We start from the raw sequence: 25,107 nt of genomic DNA on the forward strand, positions 1-25,107 counted from the left end.
AGGCTCGCTATGGCTCTGCCGATCGGCAACGCCGCGCTCGAGGCATCGATCTCTCCCAGGCTCGCGCTCATCGAGGAGCGATTGCGGGACGCGGTCGCGCAGTCTGACAGGCTTGCCGACGCCACCTCGCGTCACCTGGTCGACGCGGGGGGCAAGCGGCTACGGCCCATGCTCGCGCTGCTCACCGCCCAGTTGGGCGACGCCGCGCGGCCGGAGGTGCTCGACGCCGCCGTGGTGGTCGAGCTGACCCACCTCGCGACGCTGTATCACGACGACGTCATGGACTCCGCTCCCACCAGGCGCGGCGCCCCCGCAGCCCACGAGGTGTGGGGCAACTCCGTGGCGATCCTCACGGGCGACCTGTTGTTCGCTCGGGCATCGTCCGTGGTGGCCGGGCTCGGGCCGGAGGCGGTCCGCATCCAGGCCTCGACCTTCGAGCGGCTGTGCCTTGGCCAGCTGCACGAGACGGTGGGGCCCGCCGACGGCGAGGACGCCGTGCTGCACTATCTGCAGGTCCTGGCCGACAAGACGGGCTCGCTGATCGCCACGTCGGCACGCTTTGGTGCGATGTTCGCCGGTTGCGACCGTGCCATCGTGGAGCAGGTCACGCACTACGGCGAGCTCGCGGGCGTCGCGTTCCAGATCGCCGACGACGTGCTAGACATCCGCTCCGAAGGCGACGTCTCCGGCAAGACTCCCGGCACCGACCTGCGCGAGGGCGTCGCGACGATGCCGGTGCTGTTGTTGCGCCAACGTGCCGCCGGGCCAGACGGTACCGAGGACGACGAGGCCCTGCTGGCGGACATCGCCGGTGACCTCACGGACGACGCTGTCCTGGCCGACGTGGTGGCTCGCCTGCGTGCTCATCCTGTGCTCGAGGAGACCGCGGCTTTGGCCACGGAGTGGAGCCAGCAGGCGATGGCCGCGATCGAGGGACTGCCTGACGGAGAGGTCAGGGACGCGCTGATCGCGTTCGCCAAGGCACTGGTGGCCCGCGCGGCGTAGATTCTGGCTCCCGCCTGCGGCATGGGGGAACTCCCGGTTACGCTCGGGTCATGACTGACTTGTCCCCGCCATCGTCCGAGCGTGCCCATCAGGTTGACGCGTACCTGGAATCCCTGTTCGTGGACGCTGACTCCACCGCCGCAGCCGTGCTCAAGGCGCAGCGAGACGCGAGCCTTCCCGACATCGCCGTGAGCCCCATGCACGCGCGGTTGCTCGGCATCCTGGCCCGCAGCATCGGCGCCACCACAGTGGTTGAATTCGGTACGCTCGGCGGCTACTCGACCCTGCATCTGGCTCGATCCGTACCGCCGAACGGCCGCGTCATCACTCACGAGCGCGACGCGGGGCATGCCGAGGTCGCCCGCACAAGCTTGGAGAAGGCGGGCGTTGGCCACAAGGTCACCATCCGCATCGGCCAAGCGTTTGACCACATCCCCGCGCTCGCGGACGACGCTCCCGTCGATCTCACATTCATTGATGCGGACAAGCGCTCCAACACCGCGTACTTCGAGGCGGCGCTCGCGGTCTCGCGGCCGGGCAGCCTGATTGTGGTTGACAACGTGGTGCACGGGGGCGACCTGGCAGATCTGGACAACGAGGACGAGTACGCCACGGGCGCGCGCGCCGTGGTCGAGCTCGCCGCGCGCGACCCAAGGGTCGAGGCAACCGTGATCCAAACCGTGGGACGCAAGGGCTACGACGGCCTGCTCATCGCGACAGTCCTCTAGGTGTAGTGCTCAGGCAGGTTGCTTAATCGGGTGATGGGTGGGACTTTGCCGATGGCGGAGTGTTGCCTGTGGTGATTGTAGAAGTGGATCCAGGCGGGTAGGGCTGCTCGGCGGGCCTTTTCGGTGTTGTAGTGCTTCGCGTAGGCCCAACCGTCGGCCATCGTGCGGTGAAGGCGTTCGATCTTGCCGTTGGTTTGGGGCCGGTAGGGGCGGGTGCGGCGGTGTTTGATCCCGAGGTCGCGGCAGGCCTCACGCCAGGCGTGGGAGCGGTAGCAGCTGTCATTGTCTGACAGGACGGCTTCGACGTGGATGCCGTGGGTTGTGAACCAGGCAACCGCTCGGTGGAGGACACCGGTGGCGGTGGCGGCGGTCTCGTCGCCGTGGATCTCGGCATACGCGACGCGGGAGTGGTCATCGATGACGGTGTGAACGTAGGCGTGGCCGAGGACCGCGTGTCGTGTGGCATTGCGCCTCACACCGACGGTGGTGCGCTTGTTCTTTCCGCCTTGCTGTCTGCCAACGTATCTCCAACCCCCACCATCAGGGATGTTGCCCAGCTTCTTCACGTCGACGTGGATCATTGATCCGGGGTGGTCGTGCTCGTAACAGCGGATCACCTCACCGGTGCGCACGTCCACATGTGACAGGCGGTTGAAGCGACATCGTTTCAACACCGCGTAAACGGTCGAAGCGGGGATACCTGTGCGGGACGCAATCTCGACCGGCCCGACACGTTTCTTGATGCGCACGTGCACGATTTTGCGCACCAACGGCTGAGCAGTCTTGGTCGGTGATCGGTGCGGGCGGGATGAACGATCGTCCATACCCGCCCTGCCCATCTCCGCATACCGGCGCACCCACTTCGACGCCGTGGGATACGACACCCTGAAGAACCTCGCCGCTTCAGCGACCGACCAGCCTTCCTCCACCACGAGACGACCGATCCTGGCCCGATGCACGGGAGTCAAAGCAGTATTGGCGTGAGACACGAGAACCTCCGGGTTCAGAGCAGTGAACTAGAAAGCACCACTCTGCCCGGAGGTTCTCCCCACCACCCAGAAATCAAACGACGTCCCTGAGCACTACGGTTAGGCGTTCCGAGCGTGATGGGCGCCACCGCGACCAGACCTCTTGCGGACCGTCCCTGACACAGCACTGAACCGTCTCCGGTTTCTTGCCGCTTCTATGCGGGTGCCAGCACCGGTGGTGTTGGCGTGGTGATGTCAGCGTAGTAGGCGGCCTCGAACTCGTCGGGCGGGGTGTCTCCAAGGCGGGAGTGCAGGCGGTGTTGGTTGTACCAATCGACCCAGGCCATCGTGACCCACTCGACGTCCTCGAGACGCTTCAGTGGGCCATCCCGAAACGGCGAGTCGTCACGGATTGCTTCGTTCTTGAACAGCCCGATGGTTGACTCCGCCAGGGCATTGTCGTAAGCATCACCGATAGAACCGATCGATGCTGCGATGCCCTCGAGCGCGAGGGTTTCGGCGAACGCCACGGAGGTGAACTGGCTGCCTGCGTCCGAATGGTGCACGAGGCCGTCGCCGACGGGGTGGTCGGCATGGTTGCGTCGCCATAGTCCCATCCGTAGCGCGGTCGTCACCAGCGGCGTGGTCTTCGTCATTGATGCGTGCCAGCCGACGATGGCGCGCGAGTAGCAGTCGATGACGAACGACACGTAGGCGAAGCCGGCCCAGGTCCTGACATAGGTGAAGTCCGCGACCCACCGCCGGTTTGGTGCAGGGGCGGTGAAGTCACGATCCAGCAGATCCGGAGCACGGGTGGTGTTCTTGTCGGGCACGGTGGTGCGGATCCCACGACCGCGGGTCCGACCGTTCATGCCCAGTTCACGCATCAGCCTGTCGACTTGCCGGGCGCCGACGTCGAGCCCGTTGCGACGCAGATGCGAGACCATCTTGCGCCGCCCATACATCCCCTCCGGAGTCCCCGTGAGTTCGAGCAGCGCGTCGATCACGACCGCGTCGCCGCGATCACGCAGCGACGCGTCACGGCTTTTCATGGCCCGATATGTTCGTGCGGCAACCTGTACGCCCTGCTCACGCAGGACGGCACAGATCGACCCGACCGCACGACCCTTGGCCCGCTGCTCATCGATGAACGCGACAATCAACGGCGTCGGGGGTCGAGTTCCCCGGCGAAGAAAACCGCAGCGTCCTTGAGAATCGCGTTGGCCTCACGGAGTTCACGGTTCTCTCGCTGGAGCGCACGAATGCGTTCCGACTCGCTTGAGCTGACACCGTGACGGTCGCCGGCATCGATCTGCGCTTGGCGCACCCAACGACGCAACGACTCAGCACCGAACCCGAGCCGACCAGCGACGCTCTGACACGCGACGGTCAGGTTCGGATACTCATCGAGGTGGTCAAGGACCAACCGCACAGCACGCTGCTTGGTGTCCTCGGGGATCTTCTTTGGCATGGTGTCTATCTTCCTTCCAGACTCGAAAGGAAGCGGCATCAAACCGGGGACGGTTCACACTGCCAGCGCCGACCGCGTGTCGCCTCGGAAACGCCGCACCGTTGCTCCGGTGAGTGTCAGTGACGGTACGGTCGCGCTCGCCGAGAAGCTCGAGACCGCGATGAAGTACGAGCGCCTGGGGCGCTAACCCTCCGCTGCCGACGCTCGAGCCGTGCCGGCCTGGTCGAACAGGGCCGCATAGACGTCGGCCACTGCCGACACGTCGAAACGCAAGGCGCGGTCTGCTGCCGCGAGGCCCATCGCCACGGTTGTCGCGCGATTCCCGATGAGTTGTGTCAGCGCGGGGGTGAGTTCTGGCGATCGGGCGGTGAAGCCCGCTCCCTGGGCGTGGCTGCCTCCTCTGCGCTGGCCCTGCCGTGGGGTGTGAGGCGAGTGGTTTCCATCTTTTGACCGATTCAGCTGAAGCGAGTACCTTCATTTTTGCTGGGGAGTGTCGATGAAATTCGAGATTGGGGAAAGCATCATGAATGGAATCCGACGGAAGATTGGGGTCGCGGTAGCGACCGGGGCAATCGTCTTTCTGGTGGCGGCGCCCGCCTCTGCGGCGACATCGAGTTGGTATTGGTCCAATCAGAGTCATGTGAAAGTGGGTAGTTGCTGGCTCACCATGCAGATCGCAAACAACAACGTCACGGTGATCGAAGAGGGCAGCAACGGTTGCCCCGGTACCGTCTACGCGCAGGCCAAGTGGACGAACGGCCAAAGTACCTACAACTCCGCCTGGGGCTGGGGCTCTGAGGTCGCGGTTGCTGGCCAATTTATGTCGGTCGCCGTTCGGGGACAGCACTCGTAGAGGTAGCGGCCTGTTCTTGTTCCTATTTAGTTGGCGGCGGCTTTTCTTTTTGGAGTCGCGCCGCCGCCAGAATTCAGGGTGTGATGAGGCAAGACGGAAGGAATGGTTACGCGCGTGATTATCGGCGGGCCCCCATCGTCAGGCTGCTATCCGTGATCGGGATCGCAGTCCTTGTGTTGTCGGGTTGTTCCTCTGAGTCCCTGGCGAAGACGGAAGCGAAGCGGGACTTCGCCGACATGATCGACGGAATCATCCAGGAGGCCGAGGCGGGAGGTGCGGGTGACGAGCAGTTGGCAATTTTGCGCAACGCGCAGGCAGAGGGGGTCGTGTCAATCGAGGACGCCCGGGCCGCGGCGCGTGCCATGGTCCAGTGCGTCAAAGACGCGGGATCTGACGCGTTCGTCGCAGATCAAACGATGGAATCCGGGGTGGTGCTGCCCGCCTACAACTACCTTGCAGACACACCCGAACAGGCAGCGATCGGCGACGCGTGCGACGCCAAAGAGGCGTTTTGGGTCAATGGGGCGTACCAAATGCAACCCAGTTCTCTGGCATTGAACGACGCCTATCTTGATCAGCAGGCTCCCGTGGTGCGGAGTTGCCTCGAAAGGGAGGGTTATGAGGTGGACGCGGATGTGAGTACGCATGACTTGTTGCGACGGGCGGCACAAGTGAAAGTCGATACACAGTCCGGAGTCGATTGCCTCGCGGAGGCGGGGATCGAGAGTTTCTAGCGAGCGGCGGCGCTCGGGGGTATTCATGGCAGGGGTTGGCACGGATTGCTTTGGCGGCGTGGTTGGCGGGGTGGGGTGCGAAGTGGGCAGTCGTGATGAAGCGGGGAGAAGTGATGAAGCGAAGGTCGCGGAGGTCTGGTGTGAGCCTCGCAGCGGTGGTGGGAGCGTCTGCGTTGCTTGCTGGTTGCACCGCCGATGCCGGAGCTCAGGGCGATTCGGCTGCCTTCGCCGACCAAGTAGCGGCCATCATCGAGCAGGCCGAAGCAGGCGGCGCGGGCGACGCGCAGATGGCGATCTTGAGGCACGCGCAGGCCGAAGGTGAGCTCTCCCTTGAGGATGCGCGTACGGCGGCGCGCGCCGCCGTCCAGTGCATGACGGAGGCGGGAGTTCTGGCGGGATATGGTGAAAGTGCGTCGAGGTCGGGGTTGGTCGTTCCGGAGTGGTCGGCGGAAGCGGCCATGGGTGACGAAGAATTGGACCTCGCGATTCGGGTATGCGATGAGCAGGAGGCTTCGTGGGTGAACCAGCTCTACCAGACGCAACCCTCCTCCCTGGCCTTCACCGAGGAAAGCATCGAGCAGACGGCTCCATTGGTGCGGAGTTGCCTGGAGAGCAACGGCTACCCCACCGATCCGAGTGCGAGTCCTGCAGATGTGATCGCTCAGGCGCTCGAAGTGGACAGCGATACCGGTAGCGCTGTTGACTGCATCACAGAGGCAGGTATCTGGTGAGAGTGGACCGTGATGCGTGCGTTGCGTTGTCGCGCAACGTCGCCCGAGACGAGGGTGACACGTGAAGGCAGGTAGGCGTGGGGGCACCAGCACGGCGATGGGATTGGCTGTGCTCTTGGCGGTTCCGTTGGTCGCGGGTGGGGCGTTGGCTGTCTTCGCGCTACAGAAGTCGCCCCTGGAGTCATCCGCGGGCGTCGGTCCGGTGATCGGAACCATCGGGTCAGCGGAGAGGGACGATCGCGTCAACGTGAACGTCACCGTGGTCGATGCAGAGGCCTTCGTGGTGACGACGCAGACGGCGGGTGTCGTCACCGCTCTTGGCCTCCAACCCGGCGTAGCCCTGGTCGACGGAGCGGAGGCGCTCGAAGTCGACGGGCTGCCGGTCACCGCGTACGTGGCGCCCGCACCGCTGTACCGCCCCATCACGCGAGGGATGGTGGGGAAAGATGTCGAGACCGCGCAGGGGCTTCTCGTGAAACTCGGGTACCTCGACGTCGCCGACGGAAGGGCCGGAGCGCGGACTGCCAAGGCCATCGCCGCGTTTAACAAGGATCATGGGCGCAAGGCAAGCGGGGAAGTGCTGGGCGCCGACAGCCTGCTGTGGGTTCCCGCGGACAGCGGGCCCCCGCTTGAGGTCCGCATCCGCGTCGGCACCACGCTGGCAACCGGGGACGAGATTTACACCACATCGACCGGGCATGACACGGTCTACGTCGAGACTGAGGCGACCGACTCGGACCGGGTTCTCACCGTCGGCGAGACATCTGTGACGCTCCCTGCCGGGGCCACCAGCGTGACCGATCCGGGGGACATCGAGGCGATCGTCCTGGCCCTGAACGACCTCACGTCGCGTAACGTGTACCTCGCCCTGAGCACGCCGCGCCTCGTCGGCACCGTTCCGGCCAGCGCGTTGGTGACGGATCCCACGGGAGCCACATGCTTCTTCGCGGACACGACGAGCCCCGGCACGACGATCGAGACGACGGACGGGAGCTTCGGCATCGTCGACGTCGACCCCGCCCTCGTGGGCACAAAGGTGCTGATCAATCCACGCGACGTCCGAGAGGACCTCGCGTGCGGCTGATTATCAGGGATCTCACCTTCCGGTACCCGGGTGGCGACCACGATGTTCTCTCCGGTCTTGAGTGTGACATTCCTACGGGGACGACCGCTGCCATCGTGGGCCCGTCTGGCTCGGGTAAGACGACGCTCATTTCCGTCCTCGGGGGACTCCTCCCCACGCAAGGGGGCACCATCCGCTGCGTCGATTCAACCGGCGGTTCGCACTCGATGTCAGATGTCTCGACATGGGTTCTCCAGACGGTCTCGCTCCTGCCGGAACGCACTGTCCTCGACAACGTCTGCCTCGGTGCCTATCTGGATGGAGCGTCGACGAGCGAGGCCAGGATTCGGGCACGTGCCGCCCTTGATGACATGGGCCTAGCGGAACGCGAGGATGAGACCGCGCGTGTGCTTTCGGGCGGCGAGGCGCAGCGTGTTGCCATCGCGCGGGCGCTCGCCTCTGATCGTCCCGTGTTGTTCGCCGATGAGCCGTCCGGTCAACTTGACGCCGAGACCACGTCTCGAGTTATGGACGCGATGCTCTCCAAGGCCCGCCGCACCGTCGTCCTCGTCACCCACGACGAGGAGGCGGCGTCCCGATGCGACACGATCCTGCGTTTGAAAGGCGGGCGGCTTACGCCCGAGCGCGGGGGTCCGCGGGCGGCGGCGCCCGCATGAGCAAGCGGCGCGCCTGGCCCATGATGCTGTCGGTCAGGGAAGCCCGGGCGAACGCTCGCGCTGGCCGTTGGCTCTCTCTCGGGATCATTGCGTCGTCGGCTTGGCTCGCCGGGGGCGTCGGCATTGCCAACGCCCTTGATGTGCAACAGCTAGTGACCGCGGAGCGTTCCTGGATCGACGCCGGCGGGTACACCTTCATGGTCGAGCCCTCGTCGTCAAACGACGGCCCCACGCGTCTCGACTCCTCGATCTGCGACGCCCTCTCGAGCACCGACGGAGTCGATGGCTCCTTCGCGATCGCCGCGACGAACTCGACGCTGGAGCCTGCGTCCGCCCCAGGGACGGCGGCGACGGCGTTCGCGGTCTCGCCGGGGGTCTACGAGTTCTTGCGTGCGAGACCTGTGGATGGCACCTCGGTGATCCTCACGCAAGGAGTGAATGACCTCACGGGCTTGGTGGATGGAGAAGTTTCCCTCCTGACGGCCAAGCCCTTCGACGACTCAACCGTGCCCGAACGGGCCTTCGCGACAGTCCTGACCGCCGACACCGCGAAGCTGAGTGAGCAGCATCAGGGCGTGTACCTGATCCCTGGGCTCCTGCCAGGCGGCGCCGATGCGTGCTATGTCCGGACGGATGCGGCTCACGCCCAAACAGTCGAGCAGTATCTCGCCGCCGCCCTGGGGCAGGGGGGAAATCCCGCGATTGTCCGACCGCGGCTCTCCGCGAATACCTACGGCGTCGACTTTTCCACCGCTTACCAGGATCGCGTCCTGCAGTGGTCATGGTTTGCCGGCGGGCTCGTCTTGGCTGCGATCTGGGCGATCATTCAATGGACGAGACGCACGCGAATGGCGGTCTACGCTACCTTCGGTGCCCCGCCTCGAGCCCGTCTGGTGATGCAGTTCACGGAATGGCTCATCCTGGGTGGAATAGGAGTCTCGTGGGGATGGGGGATCGGCATGGCATTCTCCTTGGCCCTCGGCGCGGAACCGGCAATCGCCATCGGTCAGGTGTCGGGCCAGATTCTCGCGCTCTGGTTCGTGACGGCCCTGGGGGCCCTGGGCGTCGGCCTCCTCCCCGTCGGAACCTTGCTCGACGCACTTAAGGACCGCAGTTGACCCGCGAGGGGGTCCAGGAGCCCACCAGGTGTTCGCACACACGGTGGCTCAGGAAGTACGAGCGCCTGAGGCGCTAGCTGTAGTGCTCAGGCAGGTTGCTTAATCGGGTGATGGGTGGGACCTTGCCGATGGCGGAGGGGGCTGGTGCAGTGATTGGTGACAACTGACTTCTGGGATCCGGGCGGGTCCTGGTGGAAGGATGTTGTCATGTCTAGAGCTTTTCCTGAGGAGTTTCGCCGTGGCGTGGTCGCGGTCGCGCGGCGCCGTGAGGCGCCGCAGAAACAGATCGCCGAGGACTTCGGGATCTCTCACGCGACGTTGTCGAACTGGTTGCGTCAAGCCGATGTCGAAGACGGTGAGAAGCCAGGGGTGACCCGTGAGCAGTCTGAGGAGTTGCGTGAGTTGCGGCGCCGCAATCGTCTGCTCGAGCAAGAGAATGAGGTGTTGCGTCGTGCGGCAGCGTACTTGTCGCAGGCCAACCTCAGGCTCGGTGGCCACCCAAAATGATCTACCCGCTCGTCCGCGAGTTGGCCGTCGACGGCGTGCCCGTCACGGTGACGTGCCGGGTGCTCAAGATCGCACGTCAACCGTACTACCGGTGGCTCAGTGACCCGGTGACAGCGCTGGAGTGGGTGCAGGCGCATCGGATGAATGCGCTCGTTGATGCTCACCGCGAGGACCCAGAGTTTGGTTACCGGTTCCTTGGCGACGAGGCCAAGGTCGCGGGCTGGCCCATGGCGCGCAGAACCGCGTGGTCACTGTCCGCTCAGGCGGGCCTGGTGTCAGCCACACAGCGACGCAAACGGGGCAAGGCCACCAAGGCCGGCCCGCCCGTGTTCGACGACTTCGTGAGGCGCATCTTCAGGGCCGACCGCCCGAACCAGGTGTGGCTCACGGACATCACGGAACACCAAACGGGTGAAGGCAAGCTCTACCTCTGTGCGGTCAAGGACGTGTTCTCAGGCCGCATCGTGGGCTACTCGATCGGTGACCGCATGCCAGCCCAGTTGGCCGTGAGCGCCCTGAACAACGCCGTCGCTTCCCGCGGCGACGTCACCGGATGCGTCCTGCATGCCGACCGTGGATCCCAATTCAGGTCCCGGAAGATGGGCCACGCACTGAACCGTCACCACATGGTCGGATCCATGGGTCGCGTCGGCGCTGCCGGGGATAACGCCGCAATGGAATCGTTCTTCAGCCTGCTCCAAAAGAACGTGCTGAACAGGCAACGGTGGGACACCCGCCAAGAGCTCCGCATCGCGATCGTGACCTGGATCGAACGGACCTACCACCGGCGCCGCCGCCAAGACCGGCTCGGACGCTTGACCCCCATCGAGTACGAGACCATCATGAACACACCACTGGCCCTCGCGGCCTAAACCGAACTGTCACCAGTTCCTGCACCAGCCCCACGGATCGGCGCAGCCCTAGAGCGGCTCGGTGACCGGCTGCTCACTCGCGCGAACGGCCGCGGCCTTGCGGCGCGACAGAGGGCGCACCCGCCACGCGTCCACCGAGAACACCACGAGCGCCACCCACACGATTCCGAAACCAATCCACCGGCCGGTAGGCATCGGCTCGTGGAAGTGCCACACCGCGAGTGCAAAAGTCATCGTGGGAGCGATGTACTGAAGCATGCCGGTGATGGCGAGCGGAAGCCTGCGCGCACCCGCAGCGAACACCAGCAGCGCGCCTGCGGTCCACGTACCGGTGCCGACCATCATGACGTCGTGCCACCACCCGAGGCCCTCGGCGCCGCGCGCGAGGAAGGTCGCGTCGCCTTGCGCGCCCACCATCCACAGCACACCAAGCGCGACGGGCGCAATCACGGCGGTTTCGACCGTCAGACCGCTCAGCGCATCGACGCGATCGCCCACACCCTTCTTGATGAGCGAGTACAGCGCGAAGGAGCAGGCGAGCACGAGCGAAATCCATGGCAGCTCGCCCATCTCGACGGCAATGACTGTCACCGCGACGGCGCCCAGGCCGATGGCGACTACCTGCAAGCGACGAAGGCGCTCGCGCAACAAGAAGACGCTCAGTCCCACCGTGAGCAGCGGGTTGATGTAGTAGCCGAGGGAGGTCGACGCGACGCGGTCGGTCACCACGGCGTAGACCATGACGCCCCAGTTGATCGCGATCAGCACCGACGCGGCGGACAGTCGCCACAGCGTCGGCCGATGTTGCGCAACCACCCGAAGGCGCCGCCACGCCCCCAGCGCGGCGAGGATCGCGATGCACACCAGCAAGGAGGACAACGCGCGCCACGCGACAATCTCGAACGCGCCCGCGGGCTTGAGCGCCGCCATCAGGATGGGAAACAGGCCCCACACCACGTACGCGCTCGCGCCGTAGGCGAGGCCGCGGCGGTCAAGGGCTTCTGTCATGGCGCCAGTCTGGCACCGCTCAGGGAGTCCGCGATGCGCTGCACTGGCCCCACGTGATGGGGTCCAGACGCTGGCGACCGCGCGCTAGAGCGCGCGACGCATGATGACGCGCGGCTTGCCCCCACCCACCGACGAGGTGTCGGAGGCCCACGTGAAGCCGTGCCGCTCGAACAGGGCCCGCGTGCCGATGTAGGCCGAGGCGACGTCGATCTTGTCGCCCGCGTTGTCCGCGGGGTAGCCCTCGACGATGTTCGCGCCATGAGACCGCGCGAACTCCACGGCACCTTCGAGGAGGTGTCCGGCGAGGCCGCGCCGCCGCCAACCCGCCCGGACCACGAAGCACACCACAGACCACACGGGTTGCTCGTCAACATGAGGGATCACGCGCGACTTCGCGAGCCTGGCGTACGACTCCCTGGGCGAGACCGAACACCACCCCACCACCTCGCCGTCGACATAGGCGAGCACCCCCGGCGGGACGCTGGCGGCGCACAGTTCCTTCGACACCGCCACCTGAGCCTGCGCAAACGCGGCACGGTCGCCCTTCAGCCCCTTGAGCCGCGGGTCAGACTGACTCACGCGCATCGCGAGGCACCAGCAGCTGGGAGTGTCCAGATCCTTGGGGCCGAGAATCACGCGCAGGTCATCCCACCGCTCGGCCGTCGCCGGCCGAATCTCCACCTGCTTCGCATCCACGTCTGCCGCCATACGTCAGACGCTAGCCGCGACCCCCGACACGGGCCGGGAAGCCAGCCCCGGCGTCGGCGTTAGTCGCGCAGCGCCGCGATCCACGCCAGCATGTACGCGCGCGAGTTGCCATCGTCAATCGTTTCTTCCGGTAGCTCGAGAGCGGCCTCCCACGCGGCGTCGGCGTCGGCAGGGGACTGCGTGGCCGCGTACATCAGCAGGAAGTCCGCGAACTGCGATCCCGAGCCCTCGCCCCGCGCCGACTCAAGCGTGGCAGTGACCGTTTCTGGAGCCACCAACGAGTAGTAGTCGACGGCCATGGGCGGCGACGGGATGAGCTGGATGCCGATGATGGCATTCGGCTCCGCACTGAACCAGGTGGCAAAGTCCCGCTTGCTGCCCCACTGAATGCCGACGGTGTGGTGCGTGAACTCGGGGAAAGCAGACAGGTCGGGCTCCAGGAAGACGCGTCTGGCCGCCTCCGCCTCCGCCGACAGCATCCACTCGGCCACCTCGGCCGCGGCGTCGTCGCCGCGCAGGCTCCGCCACAGCGCGACGGCATTCCACGCCGCGACCGCCTCGGAACTGGACTCCTGGTTGTTGCCGTCGGCGAAAGGCGAGAAGCCTGAGGCCCACGAGTGCCCCGCGACGGGGTCGAACGAACGCCACTGCGGGAAGTCCGCTGTGGTGACGGGCGACGCGATGTCGTCGGCCAGCAGATCAAACGCGGGGCCGATGTCTTCGGCCAGGCTTGCGTCCCTCGCACCCGCGACGGCCGCGGCGTAGAGCAGGTAGCCGTAGTGGAAGTGATGGTCGTTGAACTCCTCCGAGCCGAAGGACGGCGCCAGGCCGACGACGCCGCGCATGACGGGGTCGTACACGAGGCACTTCTGGTCACGTACGGCGCAGCCGTCCGGGTCGCCCCACATCCTGAGCTGCTCGGCAAGCTCAGCGGCAAGCCGGTCCCCGAGGGCGGTCTCCCCAAGAGCGTCGGCGACCTGCACCAGGTTGGCCAGCCGGTAGAGAGCTTTGGACCCAAAGTAACTGTCGGCAGGGAACTCGAAGTCTGCGGCGGCGTCCGCCTCGAGGGCCTTGAGGACGGCGGCGCGCTCTTCTTGGCCGAGGCCGGTGAGATCGAGAGCGGCCGACGGTTCCAGGCGCGGGACTTGCCACGACACCTCTTGCGTAGCGCAAGCGACGAACGGCCCGTCGATCGTGGCGTACGTGCCCAGTGCGCACGACAGGCCAGCGGTCTCGGCTCGCGCGGCTGGCATGGCGACGACGGTGGGCGAGCTCCCGTACGACACGGTGGTGGTGGCAGCGAAGCCGTCGAGCCCGTAGGAGACTTTGGGGGTCGGGGGCGACGCGCCGAGGGCGGACGCGAAGGCGCTCGCGTCGATGCCGTCTGGCACGGCAAAGAGTGCGGCGCTTCCCGCGCTTTCCAGCGTGAGCGTCGTGCCATCGACGCTGCCGTTTGCAAGGACGACGCCGTACTCGGTGCCAGCGACGGTGGCGGTGGCGACGTTATCCCCGACCATGGAGAAGGCGACCGAGAGCTGAGCAGTGACGTCCTCGTCGGCCGTGATCCCGATGGCCGGCCAGCCTTGAGCGATCGTCACCACCGCGGGTCCCATGGCGAGCGTGGCGCCAACGGAATCCGCCGCGCTCACCACACCCAGGCCGTCGGCGCCGTCAAAGGTGACCGTGACGTCGTCCGCTGCCGCCGCGATGATCGCGTTCTCCGACGCCACGGGCTTGGTGAGGCCCATGCTGAAGCCGCCATTGCACGCCCTGAAGGACAGGGGTCGCGGATAGACCGGAAGGCAGCCCTCCCCGAAGGCGAGCGACGAATACCAGCGATTGGTGGGAGGAATCACTCCGTCGGCAAGGCGCATGGGGGGGAGCTCTGCGACCGTGCGTTGTTCCAGCACCTGTGCGTGAGTGACCTGTGTGCTCGCCGTCTCCGTGGGGCTCGGCGACGGGGCGGACGAGTCGCCGCTACAGGCGGACAGCGCCATCGCCGACGCGAGTGCGAGGGCGGCGGAACGCGCGAGGGCCGTCATCGCTACAGTCCAATCTTGCGAACGAAGTCAACGGCGGCGTCGCGCATGCCCGCGAGAGGCCCGTCGTCCCGCAAGTGCAAACGCGCCTCGAGGGGAGTGCCAGAGCGCACCAAGCCATTGGCGTCGCCAGCGACCAGGCCGGTGCTCGAGATCTCGGTGGTGACGTGTGCGTAGCCGTCCACCGTGATGACCTCGATGTCCGTCAGGGCGCCGGGAATCTCCCGCTGATCGGGTAACAGCAGCTCGACTTCGGCCGCCTCCTCGATGCGACCAAAGTCGCGCGGGGCAAGGACGAACTCCGCGCGGGCGCTCAGTGACTCGTCCTGCTCGATCGTGGCGACCACCACGCCAGAGGAGAGGTACGAGCCCTCGTTGACGTCGAAGGTGCGCACCGTGCCCGCGACCGCCGCTCTCACGGTCAGTGTGCCGTCGGCCGAGACGTCGTCCCTCGCGGAGTCGAGGAGGCCGGACTCCACGTCGCGCGCCACTTGGAGGCTCTCGACCACGAACAGGGGCTCATTCTGCTCCACGTGGTCGCCCACCTCGACGTAGCGGTGGGTGACGACGCCGGGGTAGTCAGCACCGACGCTGTACGTCTCGGCGACGATCTGGGCCGTCACGCTCACCACTTGCGCCTGGCGTTGCGTGAAGACGAAGGTCGCACCGGCGACAAGGATGAGCACCACAACGGTGCCGAACAGCAGGCGAAAACGGTTGGTCCAGGTCATGATGTCCCCCTTGGAGCGGTGCTGCCGGCGCCCGCGAGAGCGGCCGGTTCATACACGGGTGGGAAGTCGGTGGGGTAGTCCTTGGGGCGGGCGATGACGGTGCGCGGGGTCGCCCGACGCTCGCTGGCCGACGCTTCCTGTCGCGGGAGGCCGCGACGCAACAGTCGAGCGTCCCTGACGACGCCGATGAGAAAGGCGCCAAGGATGACCGTGTTGGTGACGTTCCATGCCATCGCCAGGGTGGCGACCCCGTTGGAGATGTCGCGATACACGGCGACGACGCTCGTGAGAGACAGGAACAAGAAGAACAGAACTTGCGGCACCACGAAGTTGTAGGGGGAGTTGTGACGCGCGGTGCCCGTCGCCTGCCATCCGACATCGCGGCCGGTCAGGACGTTGTGAAGCGCCTTGACGTAGATGGGGAAGGAGACCATCGCGAGCGTCAGCGTCTGCCACCTGAACGTGCCGAGCGTGTACCAGGCCAGCAGAATCTGCATCGCATAGAAGCCCGCGTAGTAAAGGAACCACGTGAGCACGCTGATGGATACGGTCATGGGCCGCAGATCGAAGTAGATCTCGAGCGACGGCACCAGCAGCAGGATCAGGGGGGAGATGCCCGTCAGGTAGAACGTCGCCGTCACGAAGTATTGGATGCGCTGGTCCATTGTGAGGTTGCGGTGCCTGCTGAGCGGGTTGTGGGTCAGCATGATCTCGAAGCCGCCGGTAGCCCACCGCAACTGTTGCTTGGAGTAGGCCTCGATGGAGTCAGGCGCCTCACCCACGGCGAGCACGTCGGGGATGTAGATCGAGCGCCACCCTTGTTCGTGAAGCCTGATGGAGGTCCAGACGTCTTCTGACTTGGAGTCGGTATAGATTCCGCCGACGTCCTCGACGGCCGCGCGCCTGAACAGCACATTGGTGCCGACGCAGAAGGCCGCGTTGAAGCGGTTGCGTCCCGGTTGGATGAAGCGGTAGAAGACGGTCTGCATGTAGCCTGCGCCGCGAGCCACCGTCGTGTGCAAGTTGGCAAAGGTCTGCGGAGTCTGGACGAAGGCGACCTTCGGGTCGACCATGAAGGGCACCGTCTCCACGAGGAAGGAAGGGTCGGGGACAAAGTCGGCGTCGAAGATGGCGAAGTACTCGCCCTTGGCCAGGGTCAGGGCGTGATTGATGTTGCCGGCCTTCGCGCCGCCGGAACTGAGGCGGCGGACGTAGCGCGCGCCCAATTCGCTAGCAAGGTCCCTCACCTCGTCGCTCTTGCCGTCGTCAAGAACCCAAGTGGTGTGGCGTCCCCGCATTGCGATGGCCGCCGTCACGGTCCTGCGGATCACGTCCACGCTCTCGCCATAGGTCGTGATGAAGACGTCGACGGTGCGCTCGGTTCCCTTGATCAGCAGCGGCCACTCGGACTGCGGCCCTTGCTTCGATCCCCGCTCGAAGAGCTTGCTGTGGGTGCGGTAGTAGTCGAAGTCTCTGGGGTCACTCGCGCCGGCAAGGATCGTCCACATCGACAGCAGCGCGTGGAACACGAGCACCGACTCCGCGATCAGGACGGCCACGTAGGGGATCACGTCGCCCCTGTGCGAGGGATTCAGCAAGAACGCCGAATAGACGAGGATCCCGAGGGTCGACAGCAGCACGATGAGGGTGAGCACGGGAGACGGCGCGCCACCTACCGCCCGGGCGGAAGCGCTCGGGGGCACGCTGCCGGGCGTCGGGCGCGGGGCATTGGCAATATCGGTCACGATGTCGGTTCCCTCATACGGCGCAAGTGCGCTGCGGATCAGGTCAGTGTCGACACCGTTGGCGATGGCGCGGTGATCAGCGCCCTGAGGTGCATCGGGTGATTCCCCCGGCCGGGCAGCATGGCCCGGCTGTGTCTCATAAAAGCACAAAGTCCCGTTTGTCACCAGCGCAAAACGTGACTCAGGTCACAGATCTGCGGGCGCACTGGGCGGCGGATCAGTGCGGAAGGCCCGCATCCACGAGCCCCCTGCGGGCGCGCAGGCGGGTCTGCACACGGCTGAAGACGAGGCGGTCGACCACCACCGTGAAGGCCAGCACGATGACAATGGTCGCCATCATTTCGGTGAGGTCCCCTGTCTCGCGAGAGCGGGAGATGACGGTGCCGATGCCGGTGCCTGAGAGTGCACCCGAGAAGATCTCGCCTGCGACCAGGCTGCGGAACGCGATCGACCAGCCGAGCTCGACGCCCGTCATGATGCCTGGCAACGCAGCGGGGAGGACCACGCGTCTGACAAGCGAGGTTCCGCTCTCCCCAAGAGTCCGGCCTGCGCGCAGGAGCAGTGGCGGCACGTTGCGCACGGCCGTCCTGGTGCCGAGCATGATCGCGGGCACCGCTCCGAGGGCGACGACGGCACCAAGCGACCACACGTCTGTTCCTAGAACGATCGCGGCGACAGGGATCCACATCGACGTGGGCATGCCCTGGAGGGCCGCGAGGTAGGGCGACAGGCCCCGATCGCCCCCGCGCGACATGCCGATCGCGAGGCCTCCGGCCACGCCGAGCACGACCGCAATCGCGAAGCACACGGCCATAAAGGCGGTGAGGCGCCACAGGATCGACACGAGTCGCCCGTCGCTCGCCATGTCCGCAAGGGCGGCGGCGGTGGTCGCCGGGCCAGGGAGGGCTTCGGCCCCGAGCGAGGCCAGCCACCACACGAGCACAAGGGCGACGCCGACGGCGGTGGCAGGGAGCCACGCGGTGCGTGAGTGCCCCGCACGAGAGTTCTGGGCCGCAACAGGGTGCGTGAGTGCCCCGCTGGGTGGGGGGGAGGGGGTGGCGCTAGATGCTGACATAGCCGTCACGTCCCTGCCTTGGCGCGGTGATGCCCATCTGGTCGGCCTCATCGAGCAGCCCGCGCACGTGCTGCGCCAGGTCAACGACGCGGCCGGACTCGACCACGCGCGGGCGCGGCAGCGTCACGCCCACCTCCGCGATGATGCGGCCGGGGCCCGACGACATCACGACGACGCGGTCGCCGAGTGTCACGGCCTCGCGCACGTTGTGAGTCACAAAGACGATGGTGGTGCCGGTCTCGCGCCACAGGTCCTGAAGCTCGACGTGGAGCCGGTCCCTGCTGGGCGCATCGAGCGCGGAGAAGGGCTCGTCCATGAGCAACACCTGGGGGGCGAGCGCGAAGGCGCGAGCGAGGGCGGCGCGCTGGCGCATCCCTCCCGAGAGTTCGTGGGGATGGAGGTGGGCGGCGTCGGCCAGGCCGACGCGCGCGATCCACTCGTTCGCGGTCGCGGCTCGGCGGGCGGGCTCCACCCCGGCCGACCTGAGGCCGAACTCGACGTTGGCCTGCACCGTCAGCCACGGGAACAGGGCGTGCTCTTGAAACACGAGCATCCTTTGCGGCCCAGGACCCGTGACGGGCGTGCCGCCCACGGTGACGGAACCGGTGGCCGGTCGCGCGTGGCCGGCGATGAGATCGAGCAGCGTCGACTTGCCACAACCAGAGGGACCCACCACGGCGACGAACTCGCCGGCCGCGATGTCGAGCGTCACCTCGGCCAGCGCGGCCCTGTGCGAGCCCCGGCGCGTGAATCCCTGGGTGACGGCCTCGAGCCGCACGTCCGCGCTCATCAGATGCTCAGGTACCCGTCGTGGCCGGTCCCCGGGGTGGCCGCGCGGGCGGTCCCCGCCGCGAGGGTGGCGCCGTCTTGGGGGTCGACCAACACAAACGCGCCCGTGTGGCGGTGAGCCCCGTAGTCCTCGACGGCGAGCGGCTGCGCGAGCAGGAGTGTCACCACGCCGATGTCGTTCAGCGCAAGCGAGTCGCCAGGCACGATGCTCGAGTCGAGGGTTCCCCCTGGCAGCGTGATGTCGAGAACACCCGAAATCCCGGTGACCATGCCCTGCACCAGTGCAGTGCCATGCTGGACGAGCACGCGGTCGCGGACCCGCAAGGGACGGTCGGCCAGCCACGCCACGTGGGCATCCAGGTGCTTCACAGGAATCGCCGCATCGCTCGCCGAACTCAGCAGGTCCCCGCGCGCGACGTCCACCTCGTCCGCGAGCCGCACCGCGACCGACTGGCCGGAGAGCGCCTGCGTGAGCGGGCCGTCGGCGGTGTCGATGCCAGCCACGGTGGTGCGCCTGCCAGAAGGCTGGACCACCACGTCGTCTCCCACCCTGATCACGCCTTGAGCGACCTGGCCAGCGTAGCCGCGGTACTCGCGGTGCTCTGGAGACAGCGCGGCGTCTTGGGGTCGCAGCACGTACTGCACCGGCAGCCGCCAGCCACCAGAGGCGGCTGCTCGCTCTGTCTCGTCGGCGCTCGGCAAGGTCTCGAGCAGGTCGAGCACCGTGGGGCCTGTGTACCAGGGCGTGCGCTCCGAACGGACCGCCACGTTGTCGCCCTCGAGGGCGCTCACCGGCACGGTCGTGATCGCTAGGGCGAGGCGGCGGCTGTGCTCGGCCACGTCTGCCTCGATGGCCGCGAAGGGCTCCTCGGCGTAGTCCACCAGATCGATCTTGTTGACGGCCACGATCACGTGCGGAACGCGCAGCAGCGCCGCGACGGCGAGGTGCCGCCTTGTCTGCTCGAGCACGCCGTGACGCGCGTCGACCAGCACCACCAGGGCGTCGGCCGTTGACGCCCCCGTGACCGTGTTGCGCGTGTACTGCACGTGCCCAGGGCAATCCGCGAGGATGAACGTGCGGTGCGGGGTGGAGAAGTAGCGGTACGCCACGTCGATCGTGATGCCCTGCTCGCGCTCGGCGCGCAGGCCATCGGTCAGGAGCGCGAGGTCCACACCCGCGCCCCCGCGCTCGCGGGTGACGCGCTCGACGGCCGCGTAGGCGTCGGCAAGGATCGACTTGGTGTCGTGCAGCAGGCGTCCCACGAGGGTGGACTTGCCGTCGTCGACGGAGCCTGCCGTCGCAAAGCGCAACAGTGAGGTCTGGCGAGAGTCTGGCGCGAGTGGCGCCGAGGCGGTGGCCGTCATTAGAAGTAGCCCTCCTTCTTGCGGTCTTCCATGGCGGCCTCGCTGGCCCTGTCATCCGCGCGGGTTGCTCCCCGCTCGGTGATGCGCGTGGCGGCCACCTCTGCAATGACGTCGGCGACGTTCGCCGCAGGCGACTCCACCGCACCGGTGCAACTGGCGTCGCCGACAGTCCGGTACCGGACGACGCGCCGCTCGAGGGGTTCTGTCTCGCGCCGGGACAGTGCGGGGTGGGGTGTGAGGAGCATGCCGTCGCGCTCGAACACCTCGCGCTCGTGGGCGTAGTACAGCGCCGGCAACTCGAGCGCCTCGCGCTCGATGTAGCGCCACACGTCCAGCTCTGTCCAGTTGGACAGCGGGAACACGCGCACATGCTGGCCCGGCAGATGCCTCGTGTTGTACAGGTTCCACAGCTCTGGCCGCTGGTTGCGGGGATCCCACGCGCCGAACTCGTCGCGCAGAGACACCACGCGCTCCTTGGCGCGCGCCTTCTCCTCGTCGCGGCGTGCCCCGCCAAAGACGACGTCGTAGCCGCCGTCGGCGATCGCGTCCAGCAACGGGACGGTCTGGAGTGCGTTGCGGGTGCCGTCGGGGCGTTCCCTGAGCCGACCGTCGTCGATGTAGTCCTGCACCTTGGCCACCTTGAGGCGAAGCCCCAGGCGCTCGACGGTCGCGTCGCGGAAGGCGATCACCTCGTCGAAGTTGTGGCCGGTGTCCACGTGCAGCAGCTCGATGGGCACGCGGCCAGGCCAGAAGGCCTTGGTGGCGAGGTGGAGCACGGCGACCGAGTCCTTGCCACCACTGAAGAGGATCACGGGCTTGCGGGCGGTCGCGACGGCCTCCCGCAAGATGTGGATGCCCTCGGCCTCGAGTGCCTCAAGGGTGCTCAGGCCCGACTTCACTGACGTGGTGCTCACTGGTGAATCCCGCATTCTGTCTTGCCCTGGCCAGACCATCGGCCAGCGCGTGGGTCCTCGCCCGGCGCCACGGCACGCGTGCACGGCGCGCAGCCGATGCTCGGGTAGCCCTGGGCGACCAAGGGGTGACGTGGGAGGTCGTGGTCAGCTTGGTACGCCTCGACCTGCTCGTCTGTCCACAGCGCGAGTGGGTTGATCTTGACCAGGCCATGCTTGGCGTCCCACTGGACCACAGGAAGCACGGCCCTGGTGACGGCGTCGGCGCGGCGCGCGCCCGTGACCCAGGCAGCCTTGCCGACGAGGGCCCGGTTGAGCGGCTCGACCTTACGCAACGCGCAGCAGAGGTTCGGGTCGCGCTCGTGAAGGCGCGCTCCGTACTGGGCGTCCTGCTCGGCGACGGTCTGCGCGGGAAGCGCGTTGACCACCGTGATGGGCAGTCGCCTGGCCGCCTCGTCGCGCGTGGCGAGCGTCTCAGGGAAGTGGTAGCCGGTCTCGAGGAACAGCACCTCGACGCCTGGAAGCCTGGTCGCGAACAAGTGGGGAAGGATCGTGTCCTGCATCGACGCGGCAACGATGAGTCCCTCGCCAAACGTGGCGACGGCCCAGTCGGCGACGTGCGCGGCCGACGCTGTTTCCAGCCTCGCGTTCACGTCGGCGACGCTGGCCTCGGTCCACTCGGTGGGGTTGAGCAGGGTGAGGTGGCCGCTCAGGGGATTGGTGATCACCGCAGCGCCTCCTCGTCTGCTCTGACAGCCCACTGGGCGAACGGCTCGTCCGCCTGCCGGGTGGCGAGATAGTTGCGGGTGACGCGCTCGATGTACTCGGGCATGCCGTCGGCCGTGACCTTGTGGCCGCGCAACTTGCGGCCAAAGTCGTTGTCGTCGCCAAGACCCAAGCGCCCACCGAGGTGCACCTGGAACCCCGGCACTTGGCCGCCGGTGACGTCGTCAAGCACCAGTTGGCCCTTGAAGCCGATGTCCGCCACCTGCACGCGGGCGCACGAGTTGGGGCAGCCGTTGACGTGAACAGAGATGGGGACGTCGAGGTCGGGGAAGGCGCGGTCGAGGGTCTTGACCACCTCGCGGGCGGTCGCCTTGGTCTCCACGATCGCGAGCTTGCAGTACTCGATGCCGGTGCAGGCGATCACGTTGCGGTGGAACTCGCCTGGGCTCGACTCGAGCTCGAGCGTGCGTAGCCCATTGACCACGTCGTTGACCTTGTCGCGCGGCACGTCGAGGATGAGGATCTTCTGGAGCGGCGTGAGGCGAACGCGGTCGGAACCCGCCGCTTCTGCCAGGTCCGCGATGGCCGCGAGGGTGTCGCCAGAGACTCGACCCGCAATCGGGGCGGCGCCGATGTAGAAGTTGCCGTCCCTTTGCTCGTGGACGCCCACGTGGTCTCCACGGTCGCCAGGGCGGCTCACCTGCGGGCCGGGACCGTCGGGAAGCTTCCAACCCAGGTAGTCGTCCTCGAGCACCTGACGGAACTTCTCGCCGCCCCACGCCTTCACCAAGAACTTGAGGCGCGCTCGCGTGCGCAGGCGGCGGTAGCCGTGGTCGCGGAAGATGCCGATGACCCCTGCCCACACCTCGGCCACCTTGTCGGGCTCGACGAACGCTCCGAGGCGCACGCCCAGGTGGGGGTTGATCGACAGGCCGCCGCCCACCCACAGGTCGTAGCCGACGCCCAACTCGGGGTGCTCGACCGCCACGAAGGCCACGTCCTGCACCTCGTGGAGGATGTCGGGAACCCTGGTGCCAGTGATCGCGGTCTTGAACTTGCGCGGCAAGTTGGAGAACTCGGGGGAGCCGATGCCGCGGTCGATGATGGCCTGGATGTGAGGCGTCGGGTCGATGAGTTCGTCCTTCGCCACACCCGCGACGGGCGAGCCAAGGATGACGCGAGGGCTGTCGCCGCACGCCTCCGTGGTGAACAGGCCAGACTCCTCGACCCTGCGGAAGATCTCGGGCACGTCCTCGATCCGGATCCAGTGAAGTTGAATGTTCTGCCGGTCGGAGACGTCGGCCGTGTTGCGCCCAAAGTCGCGCGACACGTCGGCGATCATCCTGGTCTGCTTGACCGACAACTGGCCGCCGTCGGAACGAATGCGGAGCATGAAGTACTCGTCGTCCAACTGGTGTGGCTCGAGTTGCGCGGTGCGCCCGCCATCGATCCCGGGCCGACGTTGCGTGTACAAACCCCACCAGCGCATGCGGCCCCGCAAGTCGCTCGGGGGGATCGACCAGAAGCCCCACTTGGAGTACATCGTCTCGATGCGGTGGCGCACGTCAAGCGGATCGGAGACGGACTTGAACTCCTCGTTGGGGTTCAGCGGCGTGCGGTCGCCCGCCGCCCACTGGCCGTCCTTCGAGGCGGTGTCCTTGCGTGCTGCGGCCTCGCGAGTACGGATGAGGCGCGCCTCGTCACGGTGGCGACGACGCTCGTCGGCATTGTCGGCTGGCGCGGCAGAACGCGCAGCGTCGCCCGCCGCTGTACTGCGCGGCGTGCCGTTGCTGTCGGTGGTGGTGCTCACCGATCCTCCTCATGAGGGGCTGACGGGAGCTCGTCCGCGAGCGCGTTCCAGCAGCGCTCGGAAGGCCGAGCGCCCAGGGTTGCAGGGGGGGTCTGCGTCTGGGCGGCTAGGCCGACAGACACATGGCACAGCACATCGCGCGCATCGAGCGCGAGCGGAGGTGCTGGAGAACCATGGGCGAAAGTGTGGCACGGGACCGAGGTCCCAGGCAAACGGTCGGCGCGGCGGTTGCCGGTCCGGAACCTTATGCAAATACGGGACGGGGTATGGCCTAGTGGCGCACGCGGTGCTCGATGAACTCTTCGATCTGATTGATCACCAGCGGGTTCTTGGTCTGCAACGCGATTTCCCTGGTGCCGAGTGTCACGCCGCCGCGCACAAAGTTGTGAGATCCGGTGATCGCGACGCGCTTGCCCGACTTCAGATAGAACACGATCACCTTGGCGTGCAGGTACTGCCGCTTGCGGTACAACGTCTGGTGCCGCGTGATCGCCATGGACGCGGCGATCAGGATGCGGTTGAAGGTGCTTGCGTTGCGGGGAGGGTTGAACCACATCTCGTGATGCTTTGACTGCACCACCTTGCCGAGTTCCCCTGTGGGGCAGTACTGGGAGACGAGCACGATGCGCTCGGCCTTGCGCGCGTACTTGAGCGCGCGGCGGTAGATGATCGAGTCGCCAGGCAGGCCGCCATCGACGAGCACCTGATCCTTGCCGTACTTCAGCGCCGAGGACCTGAAGCCGGAGTAGCGCGAGTTGGCGCGCCTGGTGCGGGAGTACACGCGCACCAAGTCCTCGGCCAAGCGGTGGTCACTGATGCGCAGCATGTAGTCCACGTTGGTGGCGCCTTGGTCGTCAAGGTTGACGCCGCCAAAGCTGTAGATCGTGTCATCGACCACGCAGAACTTGGTGTGCGTCCGGCCGCGCCACGGCAATCCGCCCTCTTGGCCGAGCCAATCGAAGGTCGCGCCTGCGTCGGTGAGTTCCTTGGCCATGTCCATCGAGGCCCGTCGACGCTTGGTCAAGTACCGCTTGGGTACGAAGCGTCCCGCCGCGTCGGCGTACGTGAACGTGTCGGCCGCCACATGGACGTCAACGCCGCGATGAGCCGCCGCTACCAGCGCGTCAAGAAGCGCCTCGGTCTCGTGCTCGTCGGCGATCGTCAGCGCCATCACCCGCACCCGGCGCTTCGCGTCGTGGATGCGTCGGGTGGCATCGGCGATGTAGTCCTGAGGGAGCAGCAGGTCGGCCTGCTCCAGGAGCCTGTCATCCGTGAGACGCGCAGGCCCTGGGCCCGCCTTGGGCCTCACGGTCAGGTGCGCAATGTCCATACCCTTACGGTGACAGTTAGCCGGCGCGAGTCATTCCCCGCCCGCGCATTGTCACTGGAAATTCAACGAACATTCATGTCGATCGCGCCGTCCGCAGCACGCGCCCGTCCTCGCGCGCCCGGCGTAGACTGGCACGGCAGTTG

Annotated in this window: 22 protein-coding genes and 1 pseudogene; 9 read left to right on the top strand and 14 right to left on the bottom strand. The window is 66.7% G+C overall.

Annotation, left to right across the window (positions count from 1 at the left end; genetic code table 11):
- Positions 1-9: 9 nt before the first annotated feature.
- Positions 10-1,005: a polyprenyl synthetase family protein gene (locus LGT36_RS13940; RefSeq protein WP_226095354.1), complete on the top strand. Its 996-nt coding sequence runs from the start codon at positions 10-12 to the stop codon at positions 1,003-1,005.
- A 50-nt stretch (positions 1,006-1,055) separates the two neighbouring features.
- Positions 1,056-1,733, top strand: a complete 678-nt coding sequence (locus LGT36_RS13945) for an O-methyltransferase (RefSeq protein ID WP_226095353.1) — start codon at positions 1,056-1,058, stop codon at positions 1,731-1,733.
- On the opposite strand, the gene LGT36_RS13950 is transcribed toward LGT36_RS13945, so the two are convergent.
- The gene (locus tag LGT36_RS13950; protein ID WP_226095352.1) at positions 1,730-2,722 is read right to left on the bottom strand and encodes an IS481 family transposase; all 993 of its coding nucleotides are present in this window, start codon (positions 2,720-2,722) and stop codon (positions 1,730-1,732) included. The genes LGT36_RS13945 and LGT36_RS13950 overlap by 4 nt on opposite strands.
- Before the next feature lie 194 nt (positions 2,723-2,916).
- Positions 2,917-4,172, bottom strand: a protein-coding gene (locus LGT36_RS13955; RefSeq protein WP_248642123.1) for an IS3 family transposase whose coding sequence is annotated in 2 segments (ribosomal slippage) — positions 2,917-3,902 and positions 3,902-4,172 — 1,257 coding nt in all. Because the reading frame shifts where the segments join, the coding sequence is not laid out codon by codon here.
- Between the two features lie 496 nt (positions 4,173-4,668).
- Here LGT36_RS13955 and LGT36_RS13960 point away from each other — a divergent pair.
- The 7 genes and pseudogenes from LGT36_RS13960 (at position 4,669) to LGT36_RS13990 (ending at position 10,727) form a co-directional block, all read left to right on the top strand.
- Complete coding sequence (locus tag LGT36_RS13960; RefSeq protein ID WP_226094603.1) at positions 4,669-5,025, top strand: hypothetical protein; 357 nt, start codon at positions 4,669-4,671, stop codon at positions 5,023-5,025.
- 152 nt (positions 5,026-5,177) lie between these two features.
- Entirely contained in the window at positions 5,178-5,759 is a 582-nt protein-coding gene (locus LGT36_RS13965) for a hypothetical protein (protein ID WP_226264410.1), read from the top strand.
- Positions 5,760-5,899: 140 nt separating this feature from the next.
- The gene (locus LGT36_RS13970) at positions 5,900-6,490 is read left to right on the top strand and encodes a hypothetical protein (protein WP_226264409.1); all 591 of its coding nucleotides are present in this window, start codon (positions 5,900-5,902) and stop codon (positions 6,488-6,490) included.
- 61 nt (positions 6,491-6,551) lie between these two features.
- Positions 6,552-7,574: a peptidoglycan-binding protein gene (locus LGT36_RS13975; RefSeq protein WP_226094747.1), complete on the top strand. Its 1,023-nt coding sequence runs from the start codon at positions 6,552-6,554 to the stop codon at positions 7,572-7,574.
- Positions 7,565-8,230, top strand: coding sequence for an ABC transporter ATP-binding protein (locus LGT36_RS13980; RefSeq protein ID WP_226094749.1), 666 nt, complete (start codon positions 7,565-7,567; stop codon positions 8,228-8,230). The genes LGT36_RS13975 and LGT36_RS13980 overlap by 10 nt, the downstream gene beginning before the upstream one ends.
- On the top strand, positions 8,227-9,348 hold the full coding sequence (locus LGT36_RS13985; protein ID WP_226094751.1) for a hypothetical protein: 1,122 nt from the start codon (positions 8,227-8,229) through the stop codon (positions 9,346-9,348). Before LGT36_RS13980 ends, LGT36_RS13985 begins: the two co-directional genes overlap by 4 nt.
- 207 nt (positions 9,349-9,555) lie before the next feature.
- Positions 9,556-10,727: pseudogene (locus LGT36_RS13990) on the top strand (IS3 family transposase).
- Positions 10,728-10,775: 48 nt separating this feature from the next.
- Here the strand turns inward: LGT36_RS13990 and rarD are convergent.
- From rarD to LGT36_RS14050, 12 genes are all read right to left on the bottom strand, one after another.
- Complete coding sequence (rarD, locus tag LGT36_RS13995; RefSeq protein WP_226095557.1) at positions 10,776-11,735, bottom strand: EamA family transporter RarD; 960 nt, start codon at positions 11,733-11,735, stop codon at positions 10,776-10,778.
- Positions 11,736-11,819: 84 nt separating this feature from the next.
- Entirely contained in the window at positions 11,820-12,443 is a 624-nt protein-coding gene (locus LGT36_RS14000) for a GNAT family N-acetyltransferase (protein WP_226095556.1), read from the bottom strand.
- 59 nt (positions 12,444-12,502) lie between these two features.
- Positions 12,503-14,485: a glycosyl hydrolase gene (locus LGT36_RS14005; protein WP_226095555.1), complete on the bottom strand. Its 1,983-nt coding sequence runs from the start codon at positions 14,483-14,485 to the stop codon at positions 12,503-12,505.
- Positions 14,486-14,487: 2 nt separating this feature from the next.
- Positions 14,488-15,213 (bottom strand): HlyD family efflux transporter periplasmic adaptor subunit, encoded by a 726-nt coding sequence (locus tag LGT36_RS14010; protein ID WP_226095554.1) that lies wholly within the window; start codon positions 15,211-15,213, stop codon positions 14,488-14,490.
- On the bottom strand, positions 15,210-16,958 hold the full coding sequence (locus tag LGT36_RS14015; RefSeq protein WP_226095553.1) for a glycosyltransferase: 1,749 nt from the start codon (positions 16,956-16,958) through the stop codon (positions 15,210-15,212). Before LGT36_RS14015 ends, LGT36_RS14010 begins: the two co-directional genes overlap by 4 nt.
- Before the next feature lie 217 nt (positions 16,959-17,175).
- Positions 17,176-18,033: an ABC transporter permease gene (locus tag LGT36_RS14020; RefSeq protein ID WP_226095558.1), complete on the bottom strand. Its 858-nt coding sequence runs from the start codon at positions 18,031-18,033 to the stop codon at positions 17,176-17,178.
- Positions 18,020-18,823: an ABC transporter ATP-binding protein gene (locus LGT36_RS14025; protein WP_226095552.1), complete on the bottom strand. Its 804-nt coding sequence runs from the start codon at positions 18,821-18,823 to the stop codon at positions 18,020-18,022. The genes LGT36_RS14020 and LGT36_RS14025 overlap by 14 nt, the downstream gene beginning before the upstream one ends.
- Complete coding sequence (locus tag LGT36_RS14030) at positions 18,823-20,187, bottom strand: sulfate adenylyltransferase subunit 1 (RefSeq protein ID WP_226095551.1); 1,365 nt, start codon at positions 20,185-20,187, stop codon at positions 18,823-18,825. Before LGT36_RS14030 ends, LGT36_RS14025 begins: the two co-directional genes overlap by 1 nt.
- Positions 20,187-21,116 carry a sulfate adenylyltransferase subunit CysD gene (gene cysD / locus LGT36_RS14035; RefSeq protein ID WP_226095550.1) on the bottom strand — a complete coding sequence of 310 codons (930 nt, stop codon included), beginning with the start codon at positions 21,114-21,116 and terminating at the stop codon, positions 20,187-20,189. Before cysD ends, LGT36_RS14030 begins: the two co-directional genes overlap by 1 nt.
- Positions 21,098-21,823: a phosphoadenylyl-sulfate reductase gene (locus LGT36_RS14040; protein WP_226264608.1), complete on the bottom strand. Its 726-nt coding sequence runs from the start codon at positions 21,821-21,823 to the stop codon at positions 21,098-21,100. Before LGT36_RS14040 ends, cysD begins: the two co-directional genes overlap by 19 nt.
- Positions 21,823-23,634, bottom strand: a complete 1,812-nt coding sequence (locus LGT36_RS14045) for a nitrite/sulfite reductase (RefSeq protein ID WP_305881763.1) — start codon at positions 23,632-23,634, stop codon at positions 21,823-21,825. The genes LGT36_RS14040 and LGT36_RS14045 overlap by 1 nt, the downstream gene beginning before the upstream one ends.
- 271 nt (positions 23,635-23,905) lie before the next feature.
- Complete coding sequence (locus tag LGT36_RS14050) at positions 23,906-24,964, bottom strand: phosphatidylserine/phosphatidylglycerophosphate/cardiolipin synthase family protein (protein ID WP_226095090.1); 1,059 nt, start codon at positions 24,962-24,964, stop codon at positions 23,906-23,908.
- Positions 24,965-25,107 lie beyond the last annotated feature (143 nt).

Origin of the sequence: Demequina sp. TMPB413 (genome assembly GCF_020447105.2) — a bacterium.
In the GTDB taxonomy this organism is placed as follows: Bacteria; Actinomycetota; Actinomycetes; order Actinomycetales; family Demequinaceae; genus Demequina.

Excerpts from the sequence above, each read along its gene's own strand:
- LGT36_RS14010 (WP_226095554.1), bottom strand. The coding sequence starts at position 15,213 with ATGACCTGGACCAACCGTTTTCGCCTGCTGTTCGGCACCGTTGTGGTG.
- cysD (WP_226095550.1), bottom strand. The coding sequence starts at position 21,116 with ATGCGGGATTCACCAGTGAGCACCACGTCAGTGAAGTCGGGCCTGAGC.
- LGT36_RS14020 (WP_226095558.1), bottom strand. The coding sequence starts at position 18,033 with ATGTCAGCATCTAGCGCCACCCCCTCCCCCCCACCCAGCGGGGCACTC.
- LGT36_RS14025 (WP_226095552.1), bottom strand. The coding sequence starts at position 18,823 with ATGAGCGCGGACGTGCGGCTCGAGGCCGTCACCCAGGGATTCACGCGC.
- LGT36_RS13945 (WP_226095353.1), top strand. The coding sequence starts at position 1,056 with ATGACTGACTTGTCCCCGCCATCGTCCGAGCGTGCCCATCAGGTTGAC.
- LGT36_RS13940 (WP_226095354.1), top strand. The coding sequence starts at position 10 with ATGGCTCTGCCGATCGGCAACGCCGCGCTCGAGGCATCGATCTCTCCC.
- LGT36_RS14030 (WP_226095551.1), bottom strand. The coding sequence starts at position 20,187 with ATGACGGCCACCGCCTCGGCGCCACTCGCGCCAGACTCTCGCCAGACC.
- rarD (WP_226095557.1), bottom strand. The coding sequence starts at position 11,735 with ATGACAGAAGCCCTTGACCGCCGCGGCCTCGCCTACGGCGCGAGCGCG.
- LGT36_RS14000 (WP_226095556.1), bottom strand. The coding sequence starts at position 12,443 with ATGGCGGCAGACGTGGATGCGAAGCAGGTGGAGATTCGGCCGGCGACG.
- LGT36_RS14050 (WP_226095090.1), bottom strand. The coding sequence starts at position 24,964 with ATGGACATTGCGCACCTGACCGTGAGGCCCAAGGCGGGCCCAGGGCCT.
- LGT36_RS13985 (WP_226094751.1), top strand. The coding sequence starts at position 8,227 with ATGAGCAAGCGGCGCGCCTGGCCCATGATGCTGTCGGTCAGGGAAGCC.
- LGT36_RS14005 (WP_226095555.1), bottom strand. The coding sequence starts at position 14,485 with ATGACGGCCCTCGCGCGTTCCGCCGCCCTCGCACTCGCGTCGGCGATG.
- LGT36_RS13960 (WP_226094603.1), top strand. The coding sequence starts at position 4,669 with ATGAAATTCGAGATTGGGGAAAGCATCATGAATGGAATCCGACGGAAG.